The organism is Flintibacter sp. SJQ-8, assembly GCF_054108085.1.
The window spans coordinates 695875-722800 of record NZ_JBPJWR010000016.1 but is presented as its reverse complement, the minus strand read 5'-3'; the positions used below and the strand labels follow the sequence as shown (position 1 = coordinate 722800).

At 53.4% G+C, this 26926-nt stretch carries 20 protein-coding genes, 1 tRNA gene, 1 other RNA gene and 1 pseudogene; 2 read left to right on the top strand and 21 right to left on the bottom strand.

From position 1 onward, the window contains the following. Nucleotides 1-11: 11 nt before the first annotated feature. The 16 genes from ACSAMP_RS14990 to ACSAMP_RS14915 form a co-directional block, all read right to left on the bottom strand. Nucleotides 12-2471 carry a hypothetical protein gene (locus ACSAMP_RS14990; protein ID WP_009257979.1) on the bottom strand — a complete coding sequence of 820 codons (2460 nt, stop codon included), beginning with the start codon at nucleotides 2469-2471 and terminating at the stop codon, nucleotides 12-14. Continuing rightward, the gene (locus ACSAMP_RS14985; RefSeq protein WP_009257978.1) at nucleotides 2468-4582 is read right to left on the bottom strand and encodes a hypothetical protein; all 2115 of its coding nucleotides are present in this window, start codon (nucleotides 4580-4582) and stop codon (nucleotides 2468-2470) included. Before ACSAMP_RS14985 ends, ACSAMP_RS14990 begins: the two co-directional genes overlap by 4 nt. Nucleotides 4583-4909: 327 nt before the next feature. After that, nucleotides 4910-6931, bottom strand: a complete 2022-nt coding sequence (gene ligA, locus ACSAMP_RS14980) for an NAD-dependent DNA ligase LigA (RefSeq protein WP_009257977.1) — start codon at nucleotides 6929-6931, stop codon at nucleotides 4910-4912. Then, nucleotides 6931-7251 (bottom strand): hypothetical protein, encoded by a 321-nt coding sequence (locus ACSAMP_RS14975; RefSeq protein WP_009257976.1) that lies wholly within the window; start codon nucleotides 7249-7251, stop codon nucleotides 6931-6933. The genes ligA and ACSAMP_RS14975 overlap by 1 nt, the downstream gene beginning before the upstream one ends. Continuing rightward, nucleotides 7248-7469, bottom strand: a complete 222-nt coding sequence (locus tag ACSAMP_RS14970; RefSeq protein WP_009257975.1) for a hypothetical protein — start codon at nucleotides 7467-7469, stop codon at nucleotides 7248-7250. Before ACSAMP_RS14970 ends, ACSAMP_RS14975 begins: the two co-directional genes overlap by 4 nt. A 12-nt stretch (nucleotides 7470-7481) precedes the next feature. Next, nucleotides 7482-7964, bottom strand: a complete 483-nt coding sequence (locus ACSAMP_RS14965) for a hypothetical protein (protein ID WP_009257974.1) — start codon at nucleotides 7962-7964, stop codon at nucleotides 7482-7484. A 61-nt stretch (nucleotides 7965-8025) separates the two neighbouring features. Continuing rightward, nucleotides 8026-9714: a PcfJ domain-containing protein gene (locus ACSAMP_RS14960; RefSeq protein WP_457800975.1), complete on the bottom strand. Its 1689-nt coding sequence runs from the start codon at nucleotides 9712-9714 to the stop codon at nucleotides 8026-8028. A gap of 148 nt (nucleotides 9715-9862) precedes the next feature. Continuing rightward, a complete protein-coding gene (locus tag ACSAMP_RS14955; protein ID WP_457800974.1) occupies nucleotides 9863-10219 on the bottom strand; it encodes a hypothetical protein in 357 nt (118 codons plus the stop codon). A gap of 1 nt (nucleotide 10220) precedes the next feature. Beyond that, nucleotides 10221-10433 carry a hypothetical protein gene (locus ACSAMP_RS14950; RefSeq protein ID WP_457800973.1) on the bottom strand — a complete coding sequence of 71 codons (213 nt, stop codon included), beginning with the start codon at nucleotides 10431-10433 and terminating at the stop codon, nucleotides 10221-10223. Next, on the bottom strand, nucleotides 10420-10767 hold the full coding sequence (locus ACSAMP_RS14945; RefSeq protein WP_457800972.1) for a DUF7666 domain-containing protein: 348 nt from the start codon (nucleotides 10765-10767) through the stop codon (nucleotides 10420-10422). Before ACSAMP_RS14945 ends, ACSAMP_RS14950 begins: the two co-directional genes overlap by 14 nt. 12 nt (nucleotides 10768-10779) lie before the next feature. Then, nucleotides 10780-11730: a Cas9 inhibitor AcrIIA9 family protein gene (locus ACSAMP_RS14940; protein WP_009257971.1), complete on the bottom strand. Its 951-nt coding sequence runs from the start codon at nucleotides 11728-11730 to the stop codon at nucleotides 10780-10782. A gap of 76 nt (nucleotides 11731-11806) precedes the next feature. Next, nucleotides 11807-12022, bottom strand: a complete 216-nt coding sequence (locus ACSAMP_RS14935; RefSeq protein WP_227144128.1) for a hypothetical protein — start codon at nucleotides 12020-12022, stop codon at nucleotides 11807-11809. 35 nt (nucleotides 12023-12057) lie between these two features. Next, a complete protein-coding gene (locus ACSAMP_RS14930; RefSeq protein ID WP_071698921.1) occupies nucleotides 12058-13848 on the bottom strand; it encodes a YodL domain-containing protein in 1791 nt (596 codons plus the stop codon). Between the two features lie 39 nt (nucleotides 13849-13887). After that, the gene (locus ACSAMP_RS14925; RefSeq protein ID WP_009257968.1) at nucleotides 13888-14952 is read right to left on the bottom strand and encodes a hypothetical protein; all 1065 of its coding nucleotides are present in this window, start codon (nucleotides 14950-14952) and stop codon (nucleotides 13888-13890) included. Between the two features lie 69 nt (nucleotides 14953-15021). After that, nucleotides 15022-17295: an SF1B family DNA helicase RecD2 gene (gene recD2, locus ACSAMP_RS14920; protein ID WP_009257967.1), complete on the bottom strand. Its 2274-nt coding sequence runs from the start codon at nucleotides 17293-17295 to the stop codon at nucleotides 15022-15024. Nucleotides 17296-17312: 17 nt separating this feature from the next. Then, nucleotides 17313-18377 (bottom strand): YqaJ viral recombinase family nuclease, encoded by a 1065-nt coding sequence (locus ACSAMP_RS14915; RefSeq protein ID WP_009257966.1) that lies wholly within the window; start codon nucleotides 18375-18377, stop codon nucleotides 17313-17315. A 940-nt stretch (nucleotides 18378-19317) separates the two neighbouring features. Here ACSAMP_RS14915 and ACSAMP_RS14910 point away from each other — a divergent pair. After that, nucleotides 19318-19527: a helix-turn-helix domain-containing protein gene (locus ACSAMP_RS14910; protein ID WP_009257965.1), complete on the top strand. Its 210-nt coding sequence runs from the start codon at nucleotides 19318-19320 to the stop codon at nucleotides 19525-19527. 21 nt (nucleotides 19528-19548) lie between these two features. Next, the gene (locus ACSAMP_RS14905; protein ID WP_009257964.1) at nucleotides 19549-20979 is read left to right on the top strand and encodes a site-specific integrase; all 1431 of its coding nucleotides are present in this window, start codon (nucleotides 19549-19551) and stop codon (nucleotides 20977-20979) included. A gap of 230 nt (nucleotides 20980-21209) precedes the next feature. Here ACSAMP_RS14905 and ACSAMP_RS14900 read toward each other — a convergent pair. The 5 genes and pseudogenes from ACSAMP_RS14900 to ACSAMP_RS14880 form a co-directional block, all read right to left on the bottom strand. Further along, nucleotides 21210-21286 (bottom strand) — tRNA-Arg (locus ACSAMP_RS14900). 290 nt (nucleotides 21287-21576) lie between these two features. After that, nucleotides 21577-21945: a transfer-messenger RNA gene (gene ssrA / locus ACSAMP_RS14895) on the bottom strand. Between the two features lie 298 nt (nucleotides 21946-22243). Then, nucleotides 22244-22766 (bottom strand): annotated as a pseudogene (locus tag ACSAMP_RS14890) (peptidylprolyl isomerase). Nucleotides 22767-22797: 31 nt separating this feature from the next. After that, nucleotides 22798-23259 (bottom strand): SsrA-binding protein SmpB, encoded by a 462-nt coding sequence (smpB, locus tag ACSAMP_RS14885; RefSeq protein ID WP_147562211.1) that lies wholly within the window; start codon nucleotides 23257-23259, stop codon nucleotides 22798-22800. Nucleotides 23260-23435: 176 nt separating this feature from the next. Further along, entirely contained in the window at nucleotides 23436-26915 is a 3480-nt protein-coding gene (locus tag ACSAMP_RS14880) for a DNA polymerase III subunit alpha (RefSeq protein WP_457800971.1), read from the bottom strand. Nucleotides 26916-26926 lie beyond the last annotated feature (11 nt).

The following is a 26926-nucleotide window of genomic DNA, read 5'->3' as shown; positions in this document are numbered from 1 at the left end:
GAAACCTCCTGTCATGCCGCATGGGCTCGGTCCAGTGCGGCCCGTTCTACAAAAAACGATTCTTGCTTATACTGTTCCTCTGCCAAAGTCACTGCAGCGCCTCCCAGAGAGTCAAGATACTGGCGCCCATTTTTGGACTTTGAGATGTAGATATAGATTGGGGCGCTGACATACCGCCCACTGGGATAGCATCCGCGATACTGATTTGACAGCACCGCAACTGCGTCGAGTTCTTCCGCTTTCTGCGTTGCCAGTGCCACTACCATTTCTTTTGCCGCCGTCTCTTCACTTTTCTTCAATCCAGAGGTATAAATGTGTTCCAGAAACAGCACCAGCTTCTCACTGTATGCGTGACTGCCTGTGGGAACATCTTCTTTGGACAGATCAGCAAATTCAAAATTGAGCGTTGATGGCTGCTGGAAAGAGCCTTTCGTCAGCCGGAGACACGCCCGTGCTACTACGCTCTCGTCTTTGTAAACCAGAATGATTTTTTTGTTGCTATCGAATGCGGCCAAAAGGCAGTCCCTCTGGCTGCCCTGATAGCAGGATAAGCAGGTAAAGTGCGGAAGCTCGCCCATGCGGATTGTGTGGTAAAAATCATCCACCTCTTTCGCCATAAGGCCCAGTCTGGTCAAAGAGAGATTCTGTTTCCAGACATCTTCCCGCGCCTCTTGAATTGGGTAATGGATTTCCTGCTTCAAATCACCAGCAAAGTATTTCAGTTTATAGAACTGGCCCATCAGCTCTGCCTGTACAATACGCCGGAGCGCCTCGCAGTTTTTTTCACTTTCGTTCCTATACTGCAATTCGTTATACAGCGGGCGGACCATCGAGCTGCCGCCCCGGAGCAGGAAATTCACAATCCCCGGCTGATACTCGCGGACGAACTCCTCGGAAAAGCCCATGTTTTCTTTCAGATAGGCCCAATTCTGATCGGTAACCAGTATTGAGCCGCACACCTGACTCCAGTTTGAAAAGCCTGTGATCTTGGAAGCGTTGCTGACCGCGAAAACCGCATCCGCCTCTGCCCGAAATTCCGGGATAAATGCCTGAATCTCCGGATAGTGCTGCAGCATAAGCATTGCAGTCTGCCGCGTCAGTCCCCGGATGTGTCCGAAATCTTTCTCATACCAAGCTCCAAACGGCTTTTCCAGCAAGCATTGAGTTACCTGTTCCAGCGCCTCGTCTCCGATATTCTGGCTGACAAGATCCCGCTTTATCAGCTGCCGGATCGTGAGCATCCTCTGGTCCACGGAGAGCGGGGAGAGTTTGGCGTACAGTCTTACATATACTTCCTCTTGGTGCCACAACAGGCGCAGCTCCTCAAAGGTATATTGCTGGCCCTCTTCCAAAAGTTCAAAGTAGCTGGTTGTCCGTTCAATAGAATCACTGTCCTTTAAGTTCTTAACCGTCAGTGAATTGAGATTACAGCGTTCGCAGAAGCCACTCACAAATAAAAGCGAATACCGCCCCAGCGAGAAAAATAGTTCGCTGTTCTGATTCACCAGATTCAAAAAATGCTTTTTCTTGTGCTCCACCGCATAGATAAGGAGCTGGACTTGAAAATACTCTACTTGTTCAAAATTGATGTGAAGGCAGCCAGCGTAAAGGGCATTGAGATAACTCAGCCTGCTTTGCAGGATTTTCTGCCGCCGCTCTTTGCTGATGGGCAACAGCTGACTCAGCCACCATTCGACATCATATTGTCCGGCCCGGTTTTCCAGCCAGAGCGTCCAGAATTCCGATAAATCTTCCGCATCATACTCGAAGGCTTCCATCAGCCGGCGGAATTTTTCTACATCCGGCATTTGTAGCCATTTGAGATTTTTCAGACTGTCCGCATCCAGAAACAACTCCACTCCCCACACATAGTTCATCATCAGGATTTTCTGGAGGGGCAGATTCTGCTCCAACAGCTCTACAGCCTTCCGCTCATGGTCGTGCCAGTTGAATAGATAAGTGCCAAGAAACGGCAGACGCATCATTGAACGCTGATGTTCCGTCAGCGGAGAGATTTCCTGCCACTCCAGAACAGGGAAGGTATCCAGGTTGTCTGCGACGGCCTGCTCCTCTTCTTCATACCGCACCAGCGGCTGGTAGTGTTTCATGTACTCAAATTTCAGGGAAGGCTTGAGATCCAGCACCGCCGCCTCCAGCACCTGCTCCTTCGGATATTGGGACAAGTGCTCCTGATAGCTGCTTGCCGCATGGAGCATCGTCTGAATAACAGATACCGCTATTCCATGTGCGCACAGAGCCTGATATAATTCCGCAAATTCTGGAACTTGAATCAATTCCCTCTGGATTTGCGTGGCTTCTTCCTTGCGAATCTGCTCTTGCAGACCCATATCTTCGATTTTTTTACAGGTCTGATCCAGTATTTCTTCTGGAAATTCTCCAGTGAAACGCAGCTGCAGCCCATCGCGCCCCATTCGGGACAACAAAGATAAATGCTTTTCCGCATAGATCATGCCGCAAGACCTCCCATCATTGTTCTTGCCATATTCAAAATTTTCTGTTCGTCTCCTGGATTGTATCGTGCCAAATCACCGCACAACTTGAAAAATTGTTCTAATTCGTCCGCTGCAAATGCCGCCGCGCAGCCCGCAGGCTGTTCCCGCAGCTTTTCGTACACCATATCCAGGGCTTCTTTCACATCCCTATCGTAATAGAAACTTTTTGTAAACTCTTTTAGAGAAGACATCGTACCGTCATAGGTCTGCTCCAACCGTTCGCATTTCTTCTGGTGCTCCTGCTCCCGGCGAAGGCGTTCCTCCCGTTCCGCTTTTTCAGCGTCGGCTTTTTGATCGGCTTCCAGCTCTTCCTTACTGTAGAATTTTTCCTTTAGATGGTCCGCACGGCCACCTGTGTACTTCCCGCTGGATAAAAGGCTTCGCAAAACGGACGCAAGCAGCCGCCTGTCGTATAGCCGCTGCACATCCGAATCTTGTAAAGCGCACCAGATAAACTCTTGATAGCATTTCGGCTCCATTTGGAAAAAAGAAGCCTCGATCCATTCAAAGAGCTGCCGATGCTGCTCTTCTGTCAGGAAAGAGCGTTTGATAAAAAACTCATAGTCTCTGCTGCTGTACCGATTACCCCTTACAAAAAGTTCATGAAAGAAAAACCGCTCCCCAAAAAACTTCTGGAGCTGCACTGGAGTGTATTTCTGCAGCAGACGCCGGACAAAACGGAAGCCCTGCCAGCTGGAGATATTCATGGCATATCCCAAGAGCAGTTTCATCGACTGCGCAGAGGGGCCGTCTTCCTGATGCTGTTCAAAAAACTGCCACAGCCGGATTTCTTTTCTCTCTACCAGCAGAGCAAAAGCTCTATCGGAGGAACGGTGCCATTCCTGGAAGCCATCACAGTAATCAGCGCCCGTTAATTCCCGGTATCTTGCCAGCCATTGAATAATTGGCGTTTTTCCACAAGAGCAGAGCATCTGATCTGTAAACAGTTCCCAGTAATCGCCTTGCGGCACTTCTTTTGCCAGAATATCGTACTGGGGGTCAAAGGCGTCAAAGCGATACGGGAATTCCTTTTTGACGGTTTTCAGCATCCAGATCATTGTCTGTGGTGCGGATGGTATGAGTTCTTTTTTAATCGCCTCCCAGAGATTTGGATACCCATTGTACTGGACAGCAAACCTTTCATAGCGGCCAAACAACCATCCAACATAGGCATAGAGCCCTTCCGACAGTCCATCCGGTTGGTTTAAGAGCATTTGGCAGCACGCCGATGCGATTTTTTCTGCGGTGGTCCCGTTCCAGGAGATCCTGTCCGGGATTCTGTCTGCCCACACACAAAGGGAATTGGTCAGTATAATTTCCTCACCGCTGTAGCCGGCATCTGTCAGGATTGAAAACTCCCGGCTGTCCGGTTTCATGTTCATTCTGAAAAACTTCGTCAGTGTTCGCAAAACAAGATCTGACTTTCCGCGATACGACTTGATATACGGAGCATAATGCTGGACCAGCCATTCCAGCACGCCGCAGTTTTCAGGCAGGGAAAGCGTGCGTTCTTTCCCCAGCAATCGGAGAAGCTGGCTGTGCATAGTGCGGTACCCTTCCTCCTGGTCATCGAACAGAGACAGGACAAACAAGGCATCCTCGGTCTTGGCATATTCTGTGGCAGCCAGTTCATCCAGCAGGGCGTGTCGGCGGGGCATATCTGTTTCCAACAGATAAAGAGCCCCTTGCAGGTACACATCTCCATTGGAAGTCCGCCGGATCATCTGGAGAAAACTGCCGCGCTGATTTCCAACAAACATATTGTCTAACTGAAGCGCACGGGTTTTCCCCAGTGCCAGCGCCAACGCACGAATAATGCGGACATCTTTTCCCAGCTTCTCTTCAAACCGTTCCAGGACCTCGCCGGGGTAACGGAGGTTATAGGCTTCAAAATAATTCTGTCCTTCTGCCTTTTGTTGCCAGATTTGCGTGTCCACAATATTTCGATAGATCTCCCAGGCTTTTTCTTCTTGAGAGGTGTGTACGACAAGATCTACAAACGCATAGTACAGTTCAAGATCAATGACCTGTTGATATACCTTGTAGGCTGGCAGAAATTCGTTATTCATCTTCGCTCCCTCCTCACTTTGATTCGCTCCATCTGCCTCCAGTAGAGTAATTCCACTCAATCGTTCCATCTTCATAACGGATAAGACCATGAGCCGTCAGAGTCCATCCATCAGAAGTTCGCCGCATCTGTGCGGTGGTATCGTTTAATAGGGGCCTTTTTTCCACAGACAGGCATAGATAACTCCTGTCATTTCGGTTTTGATAAACCTGCCCCACCTGCGGAACAAAGTAACTGCCTTTCATGCTGAAACATCTCCTTTGCCGATAAAGAAGGGGAGGACCGCACCCGCAGCCCTCTCCCTTGTTATTTTTTGACCTGTTTTCTTTTAAGCCACACCAGCCATATTGAAAAACTCATTCGGCGTCAGCACCCGAATGCCCAACTCCTGTGCCTTGGACAGTTTGCTGCCGGCCTTCTCACCGCAGACCAGATAATCGGTCTTGCGGCTCACCGAACTGCCGGCCACAGCGCCCAGAGAGGCGATCAGGCTGTTCATCTCATCGCGGGTATAGGGCTCTACTTTGCCTGTCACCACAATGTTCTTCCCGGCAAATGGAGTGTCCTGGCCGACTGCCTGATTGTTGGCCGCGGCCGGCTTCTGGATGTTCATCATCATCTGTAATTCCTCCCAAATACAAAAATTTTCTTCATTGCAGAACCATTCATGGATATTGTTGTGCAGCGTCTCTCCAAAATCCGGGAGCTGGCGGAAGTCATAGCCCGTATAAACCGCGTCCCGAAATTCTTCAAGACTGCCATGGAACTCCCGGCAGAGAACACCGCTGGCTGTGTTGCCGATCATGGGAATGTCCATGGCAATCACATACCGTTCAAAGGTGGTGTTGCGGCTCTGCTGGACAGCATCCCACAGGCGCTGCCAGGACTTTACGCCAAAGCCCTCCATGCGGATAATTTCATCCCGGTGCTGATCCAGCCGGTATAGATCCAGATAGCTGTGAATCCATCCACGGCCAATCAGTTTTTCCAGCGTCGCCTCGGACAGCCCCTCAATGTTCATCGCCTTCTTGCTGACAAAATGGACAAACTTTTTGAGTTTCCGTGTCTCGCAGGTGGCATTGTCGCAGAACAGAGTCTTGATGATCCGCTCCTTGCCGTTTTCATCCCGCCCTTTGGTTTCATGAACGCGGGTAGGCTGACCGCAGCAGGGGCACTGGTGCGGGAACGCCGCTTCCAGATTGAAACCGCCCCTGTCCATGTTTTCCTCCACATGCGGAATGATCATATTCCGCTTGCTGACCAGTATGCGGTTGCCCGGCATCAGCTCCAGATCCTCAATGAAGGACAGATTGTGCAGGCTGGCCCGTGTCACTTCGCATCCTTCGATTTCTACTGGAGCAAAGATGGCTACAGGCGCAATCTCACCAGTCCGTCCCGGCGTCCACTCGATGGAACGAAGTGTTGTCTTAAACAGCTCGTCCTCAAATTTGAACGCCAGACCGTCCTTATAGTGATGTCCTGTGCGCCCGCATCTTTTGGAAAAGGCAATATCATTGTAGGTTACAACGATGCCATCGATGGGAATATCGCTGTCTTTTGCATACTGCTGCAGCTGCTTGATGCCGTCCTCGGTCTCCGCCTGCGTCAATGGCCGCTTCGTCACCAGATACTTGCACGGAGTAAAGCCCAGCGGCCGAATTTCTTTGAGGCGTTCCGACTTGCGGGGCAGGTCATCAAAACCCTCCAGAACATTGAAGGGCATGAAGGTCACACACCGTTCCATGCACTCGCCGGCATCCCGCAGGCGCACCGAGCCAGCCGCCAGATTACGGCCATTCTTGTAGGTTTCACCATTCTCATCCACTATCGAAGTGTTCAGACGCTCGAAATCACGGGGACGGATAAACGCCTCACCGGTGACTACCAGACGCCCCGGGTACTGAATATGGGCTGGAATCCCACTGATTGCTCTGGCGTTGTGAGTGACGATCTCACCCTCATCACCATCGCCCCGTGTGGCCGCTTCCACCAGTTCGCCGTTCTCATAGGTCAGTTTGATGGTAAGGCCGTCCAACTTGAGCATGATCATCACCTGATGCTCGCCCATAAACCGGCACAAATCCACGCTGCTTTTTACTTTATCCAGAGAAAGAAGCGGGATTTTATGGGCGGTTTTCTCTAACTTGCCTACCACGGGATAGCCCACGGTGACAGTGGGAGAGTTCGACATCTGGATGCCCGTCTCCTGTTCCAGTTTGTGAAGTTCGTCAAAGAGCCGGTCATAGACCTCATCGCTGACGCTGGGATTGTTGTAGTTATAGTATTCGTTGCGGTAGCGGTTGAGCCGGTCGGTCAGCTCCCGCTGCTTTCTCAAAGTATTCTGTTCCATCAGGCCGCCTCCTCATCCAAAACGCGGAACGCCATAATCAGCGTTTCCGCCGTCTTTGTTTGATTCATATATGAACTGCACACACCGTCCTCAAATGACCAGGTGCTGGCTGCACCCCACCACATTATGGAGCCCCGCCCATCGTTTGCCGCATTGATGCGCGGATCGGGCGGATTGAGGATTTTGGTGTAAACACCCTGGGTATTGACCCATGTGACCTCCCGCAGTTGGCCGATGCATCCGGGCCGGCAGTGGCCGGTGACCTCCAGGCGTGTGCCCGGCCGCAGCCTGCGTTTGAGCTGATTCAAATTTTTAATCATGCTGCACCTTCTTCCTTCTTCCGTGGATGGGCGGCATAGCGCCCAAAGTTTAATTCCCTGATCATGTCCTGAATGGCGTCGTCATCCTCCCACGCAGTGGAGAGGGTGGCCCGCTCCGGCCCTTCGCCCGCATGGATGCTCACGGTCCCACCGTAAATCTGCATCAACACATCAGGCCGCTGGGCGCAGACGATTGCTAAATTTCCAATCTGTTTCATTTTCTTCTCCTTCTATCTGATATTCAGCCAGGCCACAATGGGCCGGTCAAAGTCCGCAGTCACATAATTCTTTCGCATATGGATAGGGCGGTAACGCCCATCCAGTTCGCACTCCACGCTCTGCTCAATACGGCCTTCGCTCTGGGCCAGATGCTCCCGGAATGCGCGCAGGGTCTGCAGGCGCACCGCCGGCGGGTCGTTCTCCCTGCATCGCAGGTCCGCACAGTACACATAACTGCGCGGATTTTCTTTGAGCATAAAGCCGTAGGTCATATACAGGCGGCACTTGCGTTCCCGCTCCCGCTCGATATGCTTCACATAGTCTACGGCGCTCTTGATGCCCTGTGTCAGATAAAGATACCCCATCTGATAACGCTGCTCATCCGACAGGGGGAGTTCCGTCTTTTCCTGCCCCGGCAGTCCTTTATAGATGTGGAAGCTCTCCGGTGCATAGCGGTAACCGTGGATGTGGTACTCAAAAGATGTTTTTCTCATAAAGCCTCCTTGCAACAGTTGGCCGGACGCCCTCAAAGGACGCCCGGCCATTGCACCTGTATCATGCAGCCGCAGGGAGCTCCTGCTGCTGCACGATTTCTTTGTTTTCCATCAAGTCAGCCAAAAGCACATCTGCCAGCAAATGGCCGGCAAGGTGCCCGGTATGGATGACCACCCGATCTTTCTTCATCTGGATAAACTCCTCGTTGCGCAGGACGCGGCTCTGCGCGGCCAGCTTCAAATCTTGGCCTGTAAGCCGTGCCGCAATGACTTTTTGCCACTTCTGCAGAAATTCCGTCGCCTGCTCGATGTCCTCGTGCTGGCGGTCAAACAGCGTGCGTTTTTGACGCACAGTGCCGTCCGGCTCGATCTCCAGTGTGTAATAGGGATCTTCTGGTTCCTCCGCTCGGCGCAGAAACATGATGAAGCTCTCCCGGCGCTCGATGCGGTCATAGTACCGTTCGCCGGCGCCGTCATTTCCGACACAATGGTGAAGCATCCGTCCCTCTTTGATAATATCAAAAGTATTTTGAGGGGCAATGACCAGATAATCTTCATCTGCATAGGCATACTTTTTCTGCAATTCCTCGCAGATGGAGCGAACATGGGGGTACTTCTTGTCCATGTTCTCTGCTTGAAGCTCCAGGCTTCCAGCCTCACACTGGATAACCAGTTCATCATGCCGCTGACGCAATTTACGCGCACGATAGATAATTTCATCGCTGGTGTCGATATGCAGACGCTCTGCCATAGCAAGGTAGTCCTGCCATGTGGTCAACGCCTGCCGACAACTTCCGTCAAAATACGGCTTCTGTTTTTGCAGATAGTTTCGGATCTGAATCGGACTCATGCGGTCCGCGATGAACAGAATATCTTTGGCGCTGATCCGTTCTTTTTTAAACCAGCGAAACAGTTCATCCGGTATGCGTTGATTGGTCCGCTTTTCAAGCTGCAACCATGCCAGGTCTTCCGTATCGCCATTTATCTGCCGCAGACGGCGGAATTTGGGGCCGTCTAATCCCAATGCTCGAATCAGTCGCGTCTCATTTGGATAGAGTATCCGTTCCCGCACAGAATCACAATGTTCAAAGCATTCTTTTGTCAGCCTCGGCAAGTCTGCCTTCCAAATCTGCTCCATCTTCGGCATCCGCTTCCAAACAGCCAAATACTTTTCCGGATCAGTCACCGGATGGGTGCGTATCCACTGCACAAGGCCAGTGCCGAACAGCTCCTTCTGTTCCATGCAGGGAAGGCTCTTGCCATAGACCCTGCCTGTCTGATTGCCACAGTAACTATAGTAGCAGGGATTACCGGAAATCCAGCGTGTTTCCCGCTGGCAATACACGCCCCAATAGTAAGAGCGTATTTCTCCACTGCGGTCATAAATCGAACGGCGAAACTCATGCCAGTAAGGCTTTCCAGAGGGCAGACTGTCTTTCCAGTAAGTCCTCTCTGCCCAGAATTCACGGAGAACAAAGCCATCCTTGCACCGCTGAATCAGATAAGCATAGTCCTTTTCTGTCCGAATATACCCGGCGCGCCCCAGGGCTTTGAATACAATGGGATGCCGGCAGCAGGCACAGCGTCCTTTCTTATTGTGATATGGATGCCCGGATATAGGGACCTCTTTCCCACAAAAGGTACAATAACCGTTTTGGGCTCCGCCGCGTTTATAGCGATAGAAGATGAAATTTTCCCGCACAGCCACCTTATCAATCCAGCGCATCCAATCCTTGGGCAGTTCAGGCACCTGAGCCAGATCCTGATCCCACGCGCCGGTAATTCGTTTATGCCTCTGCTCCAACTGTTCGTCCCGTACATTTCTCTGAAAATCAAGGATACCGAGATCACCGCCGCGTTCCCCACAAAGATAGTCCTGTACTACGGCAGCATCTTTCTCACTGGCCCAGCAGGTGGCATAATAGTTTCTCCCCGGCCAATTCAGCCTGTCCAGTTTGGCGTCCCGCCATTTTTTCTCTTAAATGGTCGTAAGTCAGAAACTGGTGCGCTTTCTTGTCAAGGAACACTTCATAAGCAGGATTGTTGCCATCCAGCCGCAGATGTTCCGGCAGATAAAAAGCCGCTTTGAGGATGCCATCCTGAACGACGCAGTTCATATATGGATAGTAGGTCCGTTCAACATAGCGATAGCCATAGGGGCCTTCATGCTGTTTCGGCTCATCCGCTATTGCTGCCTGTTTCATCTCCGGCGTTGCCGTCAATTTCGGCATTGCCAGAAGTGCAGATTTCTTCAATTTAGTTCACCATCCTTTTTTCAAGCTCCACTCCATACCAAATTCCTGGTTGGAGCGTTTTCCCGTCAATCTCCGCCACCACGATCTGCTGGATGCCGCCGGTAGTGCCGTCCTCTTTTGCAAAAGCAAGTACATCGCCGTTCCGAGTCCCTTTTGCAATAGGGTCGGCGCCGCGCACCGCTGCATAGCCATTCCACGCTTCAGCTTTGTCCACCTTTTATATTGCTGTTCCACTTCCGCTTCGGGTGGTCTGCCATAAAAGCAAGGCCATGGAGGAAGAGTTCTTTTTTTGTCAGCCGTTTCAAAATTGTCAACTCTGTACAGGAAATTTTGGAATCGACGCCATCTTCGTCAATGTCTCCGCCAGCATCGACAATATAGTATTCTGCGTGGTTTATATCTCCGTAATAGCGCAAGCAATCCAGCGGGTCCTCAGCACAGTGAAAGCCATTATGAGCGCAGTTGGCCTTTTCCGTTACATTGAGTCCCATCCTGAACTGGTAACCTCTGCAAATCAGGCCGGGAAGAAATCCTTTATATGCAATCATGCTGCACCCCCCTTAACCTGCCTTTGTCATGCCGAGATCCAGCAGCGATAGTTGACCATCGTTGGCAGGCTTTTCCTTCTGCACAGGCTTCGGTTTGGCTTCTGCCTTTTTCTTTTCCTTCTGCTTCTTTTTGGTGGTTCTGGCGAAATCTTTTCCATAGTAGGGGTTCGGTACAAACTTTTCTTCTTCCTTATGATCCTCTTTGGCGTCTGGGTCGCGGAAATAATCCTCTGCCCACTGGTAGCACAAATCGTCCGGAACATCACAGCCATACCCTTGGCTGCCCGGACCTGGCTGAATGCCGCTTGCTTTGAGTTCATCCTGAATGTAGTCCCACGCCTTGCGGCTGATGTACTGGAAACAGTGGATCATTGACTTGCGCGGGTGCATGGTGAGGCGTGCGAAAGCAATATCCTCCAGGCACTTGGTCTGGATAAATTCTGCCACACACTCTTTCATGTTGCGCCGGGTCAGTTTTTCTGTATCTGCGTTGACCCGCTGCATGGAGGCGTTCACCACCTCGTCGTCGCTCATCGCGGCCAGACGCTCCAGCTGCTCCTGCTCGGCCTTTTTCTTTTCAGCCTGCCGGGCTTCCCATTCTGCTTTACGCTTGGCTTCAGCCGCCTCATGCTCGGCACGGCGTTTTTCCTCGTCCGCATCGGTGGTTGCATCGGCCTTGGCGGGTGCCTCCTGCTCTTTACCGGCATCCTCCCCATCCGTGTCCGCTGCCTCGGAAGCATCGTCTCCGTTCATTTCCGCCAATTCCTCGGCCCCATCGTCTGCATCAAATGCGGGCGATGACGGCGTTTCCACGGTAGGGGAAGCCGCTGAATGGCTGGCCGACGGCACCGGCAGCTCGTCAAAAGTTTCCTCATCCTCAAAGGCGTTTCCTGCCGATACCTGTTCTGCGGGAAGTCCGAGCTCCTCCTGCTTGTTCAGCGCCATTTCTGAAAAATATCCCATAGTGATCTCCTTTCCGTCGTTTCATAAAAAGGCACGGAACAGGCCAATGCCCATCCCATGCCTTTGCCACATTGTTTTACAGCACATAAACCAATGTACTGTAACCGTCAAAGCAGTAACACACCACATTCGGATATTGCTTTGACCATTCCTTGATTTGATCCTGTATTGCTTGAGCCGCCCTGCGCGCTGAACCGTTCCACGGCGGCGGAACCGTCACCGTGAAAAAGCCTTTTTCTGTACGGGGCCGCACATCAGCGTCCAGATGGACGCATTGCTCCAGGAGTGCCAAAAGCTGGCTCTCCTTTGTCTCACTCACGACAACCATCAAAACCTCTCTTGTGTCTTTTCTGGAATTTCCTTCTTTGCGAGCATAGGGGAAAACTTTACTTGTCTAAACTGGTCTTGTCCGCTTACATAATAATACGCCCGCTTGGCACCGTGATTCAGTTCCACTACATCGGAAACCGCCATTGGCCGCCCGCGGCAGCCTTCAGGCAGCCGCTCCCGGCAGTCGGCAAACAGGCGCTTCAAAAGTGTGTCATCCGATTCCTCCGCTGGGCAGTAGATTTCTCCACTTCCTGCCACATAGTACATCGCCGCAGGCGGCTGTTCATAACCAGCCGCTTTTAACGCTGTAATATCCTTGAAAGCAAATGGGATCGCGTTCTCTTCGTCCAGTTGAAGTTGATAAAGTACAAACCTTTGTTTTCGCCGCTGTGGCTCCAACAGGGCGGCAAGAGCGTCCCGGCCGCCGCACAGGAAGGTTTTATGTTCCTCCCCTGTCAGCCCCAGATACTCTGTCAGTCCGATGTCTTGCTCGGCCCGGTGCTGCCACTGTTCCACGCAGTCCTCAATGTGGGCCAGCTTGCACAGCCCGCGCAGATACTGCTCTTTGAAACTCAACTTTTCAATTTCCTTTTGCCGCTGACTGCCCTGGCGCAAAGCCAGCTGCCAGTCATCAAACCCTTTATAATTGGGATTCCAAGTCAACCGCCGGCAATTCATGCCGTGCTTTTGCGCCATTAAGTAAATTTTGGATGCCCCGGCCATGGTCATTTTGTTGTTGTACTTGTCCATGTCATGGGCTTCGATAATCTCCTCTGTACCACTCTGCGCCAGCAACGCGAACATAGCGTCCAACGGACTGGTGTTATTGGCGCCGGCAATCGCGGCGAAAGTGCGCCCGGTCAGGCAATGGGAGATGTCTGCTTTCAAAAGACCTTCAATCACATAAACGACACGGGCAGATGGATTTCCTGCCAGATGTACCGGGCTGCCCGATCCTGTCCCGCCCTTTTTTGAGGAAGACGAAAACCAGATATATTTTGCTCCCGGCTTTTCCGGCGGATCATCCTTGTTTTTCAGCGGTATATCCAGTTTGATCTGGAATCCCTGCAACATGCCGTCAAAGCCGATGGCAGGGATCAGGATGCCGGCTGTCTTTTGATAAAAAGCCATAGTCCAATGTCCACCGTTATCCTGGTAAAAGCCCGGCACTCCCTGCACCTTGCAGCCCTGCTTGATCAGCCGTTCTGTAATAGACCGGCATAGAAAAGGCGGTGGGGTGCTCTTAAATCCCAGTGCGTCAATCTGTTCATCAGACAGCCCGCGTTTAGGGGAGCGCAGATGTTCCCGATGTGCCGGCCGCAGCGTAAGTTGAGCAAGCAGCAGGGATAGCGTCTGGTGGATCTCCGCTGGACTGGCCTTATTCGACTGTGGTACTGTTTTTCGCTCGGAAGAAGAATGGCCGGCAGGGGCAGCCCAGGCCCCTGAAGTTGAAGGGCTTGGGCTGGCCGGCCGCTGTTGGGCTTCATTCCCGGAGCGTGCGTGTTCCTCTTGGATATTGTCACACAGAGCTTCTGCAATCTCCCAGTAGGCATCGGATGTAGTCGTATGGTTAAGTTCAGCATACAGCGCCAGCATTCCGCCATGTGCATCGCAGTAGTTGCACCGCCAGACATTCTTGACGAAATTGACATTCATCCGTCCCCGGCGGTCACCGCAGAACGGGCAGTCCACATAGACGCTGTTCGCCTGTTGACGCCTGATGCGTAGGTTTAATAGATTGACAACTTCCATGATGCCGAAAGGAAATTCATCCGGGTATGAGCCCATTTGTCATTCCTCCCTTCATACCCGAGCCAGGGCTTCGCATCAACCAGCCTTTTGAAGTGAATTGAGGACCAGTTGGGCAGCAGCCCGAACGATGTTGTCCTTGCTTTTGTTGCCCGGAGTCAAATAGAAACGCAGATTGACAGGCCGCTTCTTCGCCACCTCTGCGATAGTCAGCCCCCGGCATACGCCGCTGTCCACAACGACCTCCTGTGCCTGTTCCAGCGTCATCACCTTCAGAATATCCTCTACTGGCATATCCGGGGTGTATGCAGGGGCCTCTTGTACGACTTTGGCTTCGGGGACCTCCTGTGCCTCCTTGGCGACTGTCAGATCCTCCGCAGGGCGCTGAACTGGCAGTTCTTCCGCAGGGAGATGAATTGGCAATTCCTCCGCTGTCTTGCTGTTTTCCGGCTGCTCTGTCGTTGGCGCGGAATCCGCTGGCAGCGTATCCGTGTTTGTAGTAGGGCTTACCGGCAAACTCTGCTCATGGGCCGGAGTTGCTGCAGGCTGAATCTTCGTTCTTGCTGTTTCTGCGTTTTCAGATGCCCTCTGTGGCGTTTGTGTGCCCCCGGAAACGGAATTACCCTCGGAAAGAACAGCGGCCTTCTGCGAGGCGCTGGAGGGCTCCTGCGGCAACACAGTGCTCACAGGCGGAGTAATGGCAGAGGGCTGCGTTTTACTCACAGGCGCCGCTTTCTGTACGGAAGCGGCATGAGTGTCGGCGCTCACAAGCTGGATGCCAAATCCAGCGTCCGAAAGGGCCTGGCTCAACGCCTCATTTTGAGCTGCCTTCACAAAGTCCCTGCTATCCTGCATGGTCTGCTGGGCAACGCTCACGCTGAACGGCTCCGCGTCACTGCGGTCCAGAAATACCTTGGCCTCGAAAATCGCCATCTGCTCTGTGATCCTCATGGCCGTCAGACGCATACGCCCGTTGGGGTGTGCCATTCGGAACCAGAGTTTCTGATAGGGTAAGTCCAATTTCATGGAGTCCCCGGCACGCCGGAGGAACTTCAGCGGATCAAACCCCGGTACCTTGTTCAGTTCCGCAGCGGCAGGAACGGCCTCGTACATCGTTTTTGCATTATTGTTGTTGTCACTCATCTTCATAAACTCCTTCCTGTATAATAAATAGGGGACGCCGGGCATTTTTCTGCACCTTGCGTCACATTTTTAGCCTGCGTGCTTCAATTCTTTTTCCAAGTCCGCCGGAACGGGAATACCGGCCCGCCGGGCGTACGCCTTATAGTACAGGTGGATGCGCTCACCCAGAAGCGTGTTGCGTTTGCCGATCTCGTTGCGATGGATTGCCATGAACAGTACCTGCTTTTGACCGATGAGCACCACACGCTTTTTTGCGCGGGTAATGCCAGTGTAGAGCAGATTTCGATAGAGCATGACAGTATGTGCCTTTAAGAGCGGCATAATGACCGTATCGTACTCGCTGCCCATTGCTTTATGAATCGTGGTGGCATAGGCGAGGTCCAGATTGACCATATCCTCTATGCCGTACTCCAACTCACGGCCCACACCGAAGTCAAGTCCAACGCGAGTTCCATCTTCATCATTTTTGATATAGCGGATGAATCCCAGGTCGCCATTGGATACCTTGGCAGTGTTTTTGGTCTGCATGATCCGGTCATTGACCCTGAATACCTTGACACCGATTTTGATTTCTTCCTCGGCGGAACGGAACGGGTTAACCACTTCGCGGATCGCTTCGTTGAGCTGTTCCGCAGAGGCCGCGCCATCCGAGCGGAAAGGCGACAGGATCTGCACCCGGTCAATCCCACTTTCCTCGATCTCCCGGCAGTAGCGGGCAACAATTCGTTCAGCGGCTTCCGCCTGATTGTTGCTTGCCATGAAAACGAAATCCTGGCCGTAGTACAGCTTGGTGTTGCCTTCGTTAATGAATTTGGCGTTGTAGGCGATCAGGCTGTCCTTGGACTGACGGAAAATCTGATCCAGCACCGTCACGGTGATAAGGCCGCAGTCAATCAGTTCGCGGAACACATTCCCGGCGCCTACACTGGGAAGCTGATCCGGGTCTCCGACAAGAATGACCCGTGCTCCACCTTTGATGCGTGAGAAAAATTTATTTGCCAGCCACATGTCCACCATGGAAAACTCGTCCACAATGATCAAATCGGCCGAAAGCGGCTCTTGGGTGTTGTTGCGTTTTATTTCATCTTCCTCGCTGGCGAGCCCCAAAATGCTGTGCAGCGTTTTGGCCTTATCAACCCCGGTGCTTTCCGCCATACGCCGGCTGGCTCGGCCTGTCGGCGCCATCAAGGCGATCTCTCCCTGGGGATGCAGGCGGCGGTAGACCTCCAAAATTGTTTTCAGCACGGTTGTCTTGCCGGTGCCCGGGGAGCCTGTGATGATGGAAAGATTGTGGCGATAGGTTGCATACACAGCCGCTTCCTGTTTTGAGGACAGCGCCAATCCAATTTCTCGTTTGACCTGCTCCAAAATTTGTTCGATCTTCTCCGGAGCAGGAGGCTCCACCACACGCATCGCAATCCGGCGGGCGGTTTCATCCTCTTGTGCAAACACACGGGGAAGATAAATGTCTCCTTTGACGGATACGACCTCTCCATGCAGGATCATATCTTCGAGGACATCGCTGACCTCTTGTGCATGGAGCCGAAGCGAAGGAATAGGGATTTTAGCGTTGAGTAATTGGAGCGCCTCTTTTTGCAAAGCCTCACTGGTCAAAAACAAATGTCCGTTTTTCCCCTTGCTATCCTCCAACGCCCAGAACAAGGCGCCTTTGATTCGCATAGGGGCGCGCAGGTCGCCTCCGTTTTTCTGAACGATGGCATCCACCCTTAAAAAGCCAAAACCGGATATTTGGCAAAGCTCAAACGGACTCTTTTTCAAAATGTCCACGCTGGCCGGGCCGAAAAACTGATAAATCTTCTGCGCTGTTTTCGGTGTAATCTTGAACGGGGAGAGCAGCGTCATCAGGTCTTGCAACATCCGGCTCTCTGCATATGAGGTCTTGATGGCCTCCAGCTTGTTCTCCGTGATGCCCTTGATCTCCAGCAGCCGCTCCGGGCGATTTTGCAGAATGTCCAGTGTCTCCACGCCGAAGCGTGATACGATCTGTTTGGCGAGCGCCGGCCCAATGCCTTTGATAAGGCCAGAGGCCAGATAGCCTTCCACTCCACTCTTGGTTTGAGGGACAATTTCATGCCACTGCTCCACCTGAAGCTGCATCCCATACTTTCCTTTTTTCCATTCGCCATCCAGTTCCAGTTCTACCGCATCTGTGCGGGGCAGTTCGTAGCCGGTTGCCACAAACCGAATCAGATGATCCTTGCGTCGGCGGATAGACCTGGCTTCTTCGGGTACATCCTTCTCCGCGGTTTTTACACTGATGATGCAGAACTTATTTGCAGGATTATAGTAAATTGTCCCATCATAAGTTCCTCTATGGATCAAATCATTTTCCTCCTTTCTCATGCCGTCTTGGTATCAATTTTCACACTGAACCTTCGGGATTCTGAAACGGTTACATACTGCTCGTAAATATCAGGGTGGTCCAGCTTCAGCCGTATCAGATTGTCTTTGTCAATGCCGGGCGTTCTCACTGGATTGTAGGTGACAATATAGTTCACCCCATCCTGTTGGCAAACGGCCTTGCAGCTCTTGCCCATTTCCGCAACCAGCGCCGCCTTCAGCCGCTTCATATCCGCCTCGATCTCTTTGCTGCCTGCTTCCGTGAGTTTCTTCTGCTCTTGGAGCTGGAGATAGCGCATCAATTTGGCTGTCAGGCTCAAATCAAGCGTTACAACGGGGGCATCCTGATCCGCGGAGCCCGTATGCCGGCGCACGCTTTCAAGCACCAGATCACCATCTTCGGTATAAGGCGGCGGCGTCCTGGTAAGAACATGGTTTTCCCAGAAATACTGCTCCAGGAAAATCATCTCCTCCTCATAGGACTCATCCCGCCGGATTTCACGAATAATGGTTTCTTCCTCGTTGTTGCCATACAGGCAGCAGAAGAAGCAGCGATCCACATTCATGACAGCCATATAGTGCCGCCCTTGGGTTTCATAATAGACGGGAACAGTTTCTTCACCGTTTAGCCACCAGTTATCCCTTGCGTTATAATTTGTCGTTTTAATCTCCAGAATTGCGGTACTGCCATCCGGCAATTCCACAAAATAGTCCACATCGGCCAGCATCCACGAATACTGTGGGTGCTGGAACATTTTTTTGATCTGATAGACCTTGTACCCTGTGCGGTGTTGGAATATCTTCGCCACCAACGGCTCCAACAGGTGCCCCATTTCCAGAGCAACCCAGTTGTCCTCATTATCTTCGACCGCTACAATATTCAACTTGTCAAAGTAGAGGTCTCTTGCCGTCCGCCAGGGTGAAATTCCCAGCAGAGCCGCCACATCACTGCCGCCAATCCCTTTCCGGCGGTATGCAAGCCATTTCTCTTCGGACAGGCCCGCCGTTTCCACCAAAATTTGGGGTTGACTTCGCTTTTCGGCGGCTACATTGCTCGCCGGCATCTTTAGCACCCCCTCCGTGTTCGGCGGGGAATAGCGTGTACTCGAATCATTGGACTATGGACTTGGCTGGATTTGGGCACCTTCTGATGCTGCCAGTTCTCCAAAGGCCATTTCCTTTTTGCCCTAGGCTCCTGCCTTCGCTTTTTTACATTCATGCGTGTTACCTGCCTTTCTGTAGTTTGATATATCCTCAAAGCCGTTTCCGGCATTTGGGCGACAAAAAAGCGAGCATGACAAAGGGCAAAACGCCTGTTGTCCATAGTTGCCTATGAACCAATGTCATCCTCGCTGATGGGGAAACCCCGAAAAATAAAAAAAGCCAGTAATATACTGGCCCGAATGGGCGCAGCAATACTACTGGCACAAATACAATCTTAACTGCGTGTGCAATGCAGGGCTTTGAGCCTTGCCGTACAGATACAAGATCTGTATCCCACATGGGGAACGCACAAAAATCAATTACAAGTACAGGATAGCACAATATATTGATTTAGTCAAGAATGAATATCTATATTTGGTGTTTCGGGCGCGTGCTTTTACTTTCTCAAAAGTTTTTGAGAAAGCATGTAATGTGTGCAGAAATTCCTGCACCATTTTCCTATTTATAGGGCGTACAGATATAGCAGGATGTTCCATGCTGATCTGTACGCCTTTGTACTTTGAAAAAAGAATAACTCTGTTTCAGGGGTTATACAGGGAGCGCGGATAGTGTGCGGAGACTTTGTGTGCTCACCCACGGTTGAAATACTGCATAGCAGGCCCTGGCAATACGCGGCGGAAAGCCCCGGCGCAGGAAGTGACCTGGGACAGCTTACTTAAATATTTGGAATCGAACGCCTTGTTTTTTACTTTTTTGTTGATGTGGCGGCAGAGAAAGCGTATATGATATATGTAGGGAATCGTAGGCTTCTTTGTCGGCCACACAGAAAGGAGGCTATTCGTGGCTGATAAACAATTTCTTGAAAACACAGATCGGAATAATGCAGAAAAACGGAGCTATTCCGTTTCAGAGGCTGCTGAGATCCTGGGCGTCAGCAAACGCTCCATTTATAACCTGTGCGCCAGCGGAGCATTCAAATCTGTACGCATAGGGACTAAATTGAGGATTTCCAGAAAGTCCTTTGACGAATGGCTTGATGGTTCCGATTGATTTGGAAGGGAGCCTACAACTATGGCATCAATACAGAAACGCGGTAAGAAATATGCTGTTGTCTACACCTATGATGACTCAAAAGGTGAGAAGAAACAGAAGTGGGAAACTTTTATAACCAAAAAAGAGGCGTTGAAGCGGAAAGCCGCGGTGGAAAATGAGATCAATAACGGCACTTTTATTCCGCCCAGTGAACTGACCGTAAAAGATTTTCTGCGAGACTTTGTAGAACTATATGGAACCAAAAGATGGGGACTGTCTGTTTATGCTTCTAATAATGGCTTAATCAGCAATTACATTAACCCGTTGATTGGGGACGAAATTGTGCAGGACATCAATCGCAGGTCAGTGGACCAATTCATCCAGAAGCTGCAGAAAACGCCTCCAATCGAAACTCCATACAGACATGCACGGACAGACTTTGTTACGCCATGCACCATTGAAAAGATTATTAAGCTGATGCGCTGTGCATTTCATCAGGCTGTCCGCTGGGACATTATTGGTAAAAATCCGTTCGAGGATGCAATCTTGCCCAAGCGGGAGAAAAAGGTCAGAGCCATCTGGACTGCCGATATTATTCGAGATGCTCTCAACCACTGCTCGGATGGAAAGCTGTATGTCGCAATCAACCTGGCCTTTGCCTGCTCCATGCGGATGGGCGAAATCACCGGCCTTACATGGGACTGTGTTCATATATCAGATGAAGAAATCGCTCGGGATGATGCCTTCGTCTGGATTGAAAAAGAGCTGGCCCGTGTTGACCAGAAGGCTATCAACGCAGTTGGCGAAAAGGACATCCTCTTTGTATTCCCGCGCTTGATGGGCGGGAAGTCTTCTACGCGGCTCGTTTTGAAAAAGCCTAAAACAGAAAGCAGCATTCGTAAGGTTTGGATTCCGCGAACTCTTGCCTTTATCTTGCGGGAATGGAAAGAGAAGCAGGACAAGCTCAAGGAGTTTATGGGCGATGACTATATCGACTACAATCTGGTTTTGGCGCAGGAAACGGGCCGCCCCTGTGAAGATCGGATTATTGGAAATCAGTTTGAACGATTGAAAAAATCCGCTGGTCTTCCAAATGTTGTTTTTCATTCTCTCCGTCACTCCAGCACAACTTATAAGCTGAAAATCAATAAGGGAGATGTTAAGGCAACGCAGGGTGATACCGGTCATGCACAAAGCGACATGGTTACCCAAGTTTACGCACACATCTTGGATGAGGATCGGAAGGTCAACGCCCAGAAATTCGAAATGGCCTTTTATGCGAACGCGGATTTGCGTGGCGTTGAGCAAAGGCTTCGCGCAGAAAGCGCCGTTGCTGAACCTGACTCTGAAATTCTGCTGAAGCAATTGGAGGCTAAACCCGAACTCATGGATGCCTTCACGAAAAAGTTTGTTGAGCAGTATGGAGAACAGATTATGAATCAGTTAGCAAAAAAACTGATTGGTGCATAAATACACAGGAAAGCATGAGACGACATAAAACGCTGCGGCAGTGCTCATTAGCAAAATGAGCAGTTTTTTCAAGTTTGGCATAAAAATCGTTCGAGTCCTGTGATGGAAATTTGAGCAGATGGGAGTAAGAAGTCTCCACTCTAACCAATGATAAAAAGGAAATCTGTTCTAATCCTCGTAGCGAAAAAAGATAAGGAAAATGCCGCAACCTCTTGCGGTTACGGCATTTATGGCGTCCCCGGGCAGATTTGAACTGCCGGCCCCACGCTTAGGAGGCGTGTGCTCTATCCAACTGAGCTACGGAGACATATTCGATTTTTCATGGTCAAGGATGGAGCGATCCGCCTCCCAGGACTTTGATGACCTGATTATTAGGAGGCGTGTGCTCTATCCAGCTGAGCTATATGGACGTGTCTGATATATGATTATAGCCCGATCAAAGTCGAACTGCAATCCCTTATTTAGTTTTTTTTGAGGTGGCCGTTGTAACGCAACCTTAGGAGGCGGTCGCTCTATACAGCTGAGCTACGGAGGCATATCATATATATTTTTATTGGAACGTCGGAGCAAGCGGCTTACTCGCTTGCTCCGACGTTATGGTGGAGGCGGGGGGAGTTGAACCCCCGTCCGAAAACACATCCACAAAAACTTCTCCGGGCGCAGACGGTTATCCTGGGAGTCTTGCTCTCCCTGTTCCCCTTCCCCCCGGCAAGCCGTCACGCCTGGGGGTCGGGTGAGCTTCATGATTCATGGTGCGGGCAAAAGCTTACCGCACGCACGTCCGCCACTAAACGACGCCTGATCCGGGCTCGTGGCCCTTCCCGGTCAGACGGCCGCCTTTAATTAGGCAGCGTAAGCGTATTCGTTGTTGTTCTTTAATTTATAAAGAATGCCCGTTTTAAGGTGGCCAGGCGCCACCGCCCGCTATTCCTGCTTCAGCGTCCCCGTCGAAACCGGTACGCCCCCTCGTCGGCGCAAAGTCCGCTTTGTTCGGAACGCCCTTTCGGGCATTCCTCACGCCGCTCCCTTGCGCCTCCTCTCCAAATCGAACCCGCCTGCGGCTGGGCTTCGATTTGGGGATGAGCGGCCTTTGGCCGCTTGTATCACGCCGTCCATGTCCTGTCATTGCGAGGAGGCCCATCGGGCCGACGTGGCAATCCGTACCCCTCGTTCAGGAAAACGGATTCCCACGTCGCTGCGCTCCTCGGAATGACAAGAATCTAACAACATGGGCTTCAACCGCTATCTGCGGTGAAACGTCAAATCAGACCTTCTCGGGTTCGGGGTAGTCCACGCCGAAGGTGTCCACGGTGACGGACTTCATGCGCTGGTCCTCACGGGGGCGGTCAGTTCCAGTCGGTCTTGGCGGAGACGACGGCGTCGGCCACGTCCATGCCCTCAATGACCTTGCCGAAGGCGGCATACTGGCCGTCCAGGTGGGGGGCCTTCTCCACCATGATGAAGAACTGGCTGCCGGCGGAGTCGGGGTCCATAGCACGGGCCATGGACAGCACGCCCCGGTCATGGACCAGGTCGTTCTTCACGCCGTTCTGGGAAAACTCGCCCTTGATGGAGTAGCCGGGGCCGCCCATGCCGTTGCCGTTGGGGCAGCCGCCCTGGATCATAAAGCCGGGGATGCAGCGGTGGAAGATCAGGCCGTTATAAAAGCCCTTCTTCACCAGGCTGATGAAGTTGTTCACACTGTTGGGGGCCACGTCGGGGTAGAGCTCGGCCTTGATGATGCCGCCGTTTTCCATTTCAAAAGTCACAACAGGGTTCTGAGCCATTGGGCGTCATTCCTTTCTTTTCGTAAAGTGCTTATCGATTCCGGGACTTCATGGCCCGGTCCATCTCCCGCTTGGCGTCCCGTTTGGCCGCCGATTCCCGCTTGTCATAGAGCTTTTTGCCCCGGGCCAGCCCCAAGCTCAGCTTGACACGGGGGCCCTTGAAGTAGACGCTGAGGGGAATGAGGGAGTAGCCGTCCTGCTTGATGCGGGCAAACAGCCGCATGATCTCCCGCTTGTGCATGAGCAGGCGGCGGGGACGGCGGGGGTCCTTGTTGAAGATGTTGCCCTTTTCATAGGGACTGATGTGCATCCCAAGGACAGACAGCTGCCCGTCCTTGATGAGACAGAAGGAGTCCTTCAGGTTCACATTGCCCATGCGGATGGACTTGACCTCGGTGCCCGCCAGCTCGATGCCGGCCTCGAACTTCTCCTCGATGAAGTAGTCGTGATAGGCTTTTTGGTTTCTTGCCACCTGCTTTACGGCCTCGGCCACGGGGGACACCTCCTTCCCGCACCGGCATGTACCGCTGCGTGTTGTACTAATTTAGCATATTTCTGTGGAAAAAGCAAGTGGGGCCGCGGGGAATTGCCCGCCCTTTTCCACGGGATAGCTCCTGATTTCGCCCGAAAGCGGCCAAATTATCCACCGCCAGGGCAGAATTTGTGGGTTTATTTCACCACCACATTTTCTTCGCCCAGCCGCTCCCTCAGGTCCTGGAGCAGGGAGGAGCGGATGGCGCAGCGGGAGCCCACCCGCTTTTTGCAGTCCTCAAAATAGAGCACCACGTTCTCCTCCCCGGGGAAGAAGGACAGGGCCAGGCGGACCTTGCGCAGGCGGGGGTCCTCCCGGCTGGGCAGGCGGAGATAGAGGGTATTCACGTGGTCGGTCACCGGGGTCAGCTCCAGTTGGCTGAGAGGCTGGACCCCGTCGGCCATGAGCTGGGGCTCCTTTTCGTCCCGGACGGAGATCTTGCCCTGGACCAGCACGGCGTTGTTTTCCCGGATATAGCTGCCGCTCTCCTCCAGCACCCGGGAGAAGCACAGCAGCTCCATGGTGCCGGTGCCGTCCTCCAGGGTGACATAGGCCATCAGGGTGTTGTTCCGGGTGGTGCGGGTGCGGTAGGCGGAGATGACCCCGGCGATGGCCACCCGCTGGTTGTCCTGATAGCTCTGGGGGCCGTCGTCCCGGTCAAAGTCGGCCATGATAGAGCCGATGGTCACCGCTCCCAGCCGCCGGGCGGCCTCCCGATACTGGTCCATGGGGTGGCCGGAGAGGTAGAGGCCGGTGGTCTCCTTCTCCATGCTCATCAGCTCCTGGGGGCTGTATTCGGGCAGGTCGGGCAGATGGAGGGCGGGCAGGGGCGCGGGATTCTGGCTCTCGCCGCCGCCCAGAGAAAACAGGTCCAGCTGGCCCTCCACGTTCCGCTTGCGGCTGGCGGCGATGCCGTCCAGCACCTGGCCATAGACCTGGATCAGCTGGGAGCGGCGATAGCCCATGCGGTCAAAGGCCCCAGCCTTGATGAGACTTTCCACCACCCGGCGGTTGAGGTCATAGTCAAACATCCGGTCGCAGAAGTCCATAAAATCGGCAAAGGGCCCCCCGGCCTCCCGCTGCTCCAGCAGACTCTGGATCACGCCCCGGCCCACGCCCTTCAGGGCCACCAGGCCAAATCGAATGCCCTCCCCCACCACAGTGAAGTCGGCATAGGACTCGTTCACGTCCGGGGGCAGCAGGGGAATGCCCATGTCCCGGCACTCGGCGATATACTCGGCTACCTTTTCCGTGGAGTCCAGCACGGAGGTGAGCAGGGCGGCCATATACTCCTTGGGGTGGTAGAATTTGAACCAGGCCGTCTCATAGGCCACCACGGCGTAGCACACGGCGTGGGCCTTGTTAAAGGCATAGTTGGCAAAGTCGGTGATCTCGTCATAGATGCTCTCGGCCACCGCCTGGGGGATGCCGTTGGCGGCGCAGCCGGCGATGCTGCGCTCCGGGTCCCCGTGGAGGAAGGCGGCCCGCTCCCGCTGGATGTCCTTCAGCTTCTTTTTGGACATGGCCCGGCGGACCATGTCGGCCTGGCCCAGGGAATAGCCCGCCAGCTGCTGGAAGATCTGGATGACCTGCTCCTGATAGACGATGCAGCCATAGGTGTTGGCCAGGATGGGCCGCAGGGAGGGGTGCTTATAGATGATCTTCTCCGGGTTCTGCTTGCAGGCGATGAACCGGGGGATGGAGTCCATGGGGCCGGGGCGGTACAGGGCGATAATGGCGGTGATGTCCTCGATGGTCTGGGGCTTCAGGCCCACGCACACCCCGGTCATGCCGGTGGACTCCATCTGGAACACGCCGGAGGTGCGGCCCTCGGACAGCATATTCATCACCTGGGGGTCGTTCTCCGGAATGTCTTTCAGGGAGAAGCCGGGCTGCTGCTTCTGCACCATCTTCACCGCGTCGTCCAGAATGGTCAGGTTCCGCAGACCCAAAAAGTCCATCTTTAAAAGGCCCAGCTCCTCCAGGGTGGTCATGATGTACTGGGTGACGGGCAGGCCGTCGTTGGTGGCCAGGGGCACATAGTCGCACACCGGGCGGCTGGTGATGACCACACCGGCGGCGTGGGTGGAGGTGTTCCGGGGCATCCCCTCGATGGCCATGGCGGTGTCGATGAGCTTTTTCACCTGGGGGGAGCCGTCGTAGGCGTCCTTCAGCTGCTTGGATAGCTTCAGGGACTCCTCCAGGGTGATGTGCAGGGCGCCGGGGCCGCTGGGGATGAGCTTGGCGATGGCGTCTACCTCGGCATAGGGCATGTTCAGCACCCGGCCCACGTCCCGCACGGAGCCCCGGGCGGCCATGGTGCCGAAGGTGACGATCTGGGCCACGTGGTCGTGGCCATATTTCCGGTTGACGTAGTCGATGACCTCCTGGCGGCGGCGGATGCAGAAGTCGATGTCGATATCGGGCATAGACACCCGCTCCGGGTTCAGAAAGCGCTCGAAGTACAGACTGTACTTCATGGGGTCCAGGTCGGTGATATTCAGGCAGTAGGACACCATGGAACCCGCCGCCGAGCCGCGCCCGGGACCCACAGGGATGCCGCTGCCCTTGGCAAAGGCGATGAAGTCGGACACGATGAGGAAGTAGTCCACAAAGCCCATCTTGCGGATCATGGCCATCTCATATTCCAGTTGCTTTAAATATTCCGGGGGCTGGCCCGGGTAGCGGCGGGCAAAGCCCTCCAGACACAGGTGGCGGAAATAGGCCTCCCCGTCGTCCCAGCCCTCGGGCAGCTGGAAGTGAGGCAGGTGATACTTGCCGAACTCAAACTCCACGTTGCACAGCTGAGCGATCTTGTTCGTATTTTCGATGGCCTCCGGGCAGTCGGGGAAGAGGGCGGACATCTCCTCCTCGGATTTGACGTAAAATTCGTTGGTGCCGAACTTCATTCGCCCCGGGTCGTCCAGGGTCTTGCCCATCTGGATGCACATGAGGATGTCCTGCATCTCCGCATCCTCCCGGCGGAGATAGTGGGCGTCGTTGGTGGCGATGAGGGGGATGCCCGTCTCCTCGTGGATGCGGCGCAGCCCGGCGTTCACCTGCTTTTGAGAGGGGATGCCGTGGTCCTGAAGCTCCAGATAATAGCCGTCGGGGCCGAAGAGGGACTGCATCTCCAACGCCACGGCCTTGGCCTGGTCATACTCCCCGGCCAGCAGCAGCCGGGGCAGCTCCCCCGCCAGACAGGCCGAGCAGGCGATCAGCCCGCCGCAGTGCTCCCGCAGCAGGTCCATGTCGATGCGGGGCTTGATGTAAAAGCCCTCCAGAAAGGCCTGGGAGACCATATAGGACAGGTTGCGATAGCCCTCCTCGTTGCGGCAGAGGAGGACCAGATGGCGGGACTCGGAATCAAACTCGTGGGCCTTTTGGAACCGGGTGCGGCCCCGGGGGGCCACATACACCTCGCAGCCAATGATGGGCTTGATGCCCTCGGCCTTACAGGCCCGGTAGAAGTCGATGACGCCGTACATCACCCCGTGGTCGGTGATGGCCACCGCCGTCTGGCCCAGCTCCTTCACCCGCTGGACCAGCTTTTTGATGCGGCACGCCCCGTCCAGCAGGGAGAACTCGGTATGCAGATGTAAGTGGACAAAGGACATGTGGTTCCGCC

Bases quoted from the DNA above. Each gene is read 5' to 3' on its own strand.
- ACSAMP_RS14990 (WP_009257979.1), bottom strand. From the start codon at position 2,471: ATGATCTATGCGGAAAAGCATTTATCTTTGTTGTCCCGAATGGGGCGC.
- ACSAMP_RS14985 (WP_009257978.1), bottom strand. From the start codon at position 4,582: ATGAATAACGAATTTCTGCCAGCCTACAAGGTATATCAACAGGTCATT.
- ligA (WP_009257977.1), bottom strand. From the start codon at position 6,931: ATGGAACAGAATACTTTGAGAAAGCAGCGGGAGCTGACCGACCGGCTC.
- ACSAMP_RS14975 (WP_009257976.1), bottom strand. From the start codon at position 7,251: ATGATTAAAAATTTGAATCAGCTCAAACGCAGGCTGCGGCCGGGCACA.
- ACSAMP_RS14970 (WP_009257975.1), bottom strand. From the start codon at position 7,469: ATGAAACAGATTGGAAATTTAGCAATCGTCTGCGCCCAGCGGCCTGAT.
- ACSAMP_RS14965 (WP_009257974.1), bottom strand. From the start codon at position 7,964: ATGAGAAAAACATCTTTTGAGTACCACATCCACGGTTACCGCTATGCA.
- ACSAMP_RS14945 (WP_457800972.1), bottom strand. From the start codon at position 10,767: ATGATTGCATATAAAGGATTTCTTCCCGGCCTGATTTGCAGAGGTTAC.
- ACSAMP_RS14940 (WP_009257971.1), bottom strand. From the start codon at position 11,730: ATGGGATATTTTTCAGAAATGGCGCTGAACAAGCAGGAGGAGCTCGGA.
- ACSAMP_RS14930 (WP_071698921.1), bottom strand. From the start codon at position 13,848: ATGGGCTCATACCCGGATGAATTTCCTTTCGGCATCATGGAAGTTGTC.
- ACSAMP_RS14925 (WP_009257968.1), bottom strand. From the start codon at position 14,952: ATGAGTGACAACAACAATAATGCAAAAACGATGTACGAGGCCGTTCCT.
- ACSAMP_RS14915 (WP_009257966.1), bottom strand. From the start codon at position 18,377: ATGCCGGCGAGCAATGTAGCCGCCGAAAAGCGAAGTCAACCCCAAATT.
- ACSAMP_RS14905 (WP_009257964.1), top strand. From the start codon at position 19,549: ATGGCATCAATACAGAAACGCGGTAAGAAATATGCTGTTGTCTACACC.
- ACSAMP_RS14880 (WP_457800971.1), bottom strand. From the start codon at position 26,915: ATGTCCTTTGTCCACTTACATCTGCATACCGAGTTCTCCCTGCTGGAC.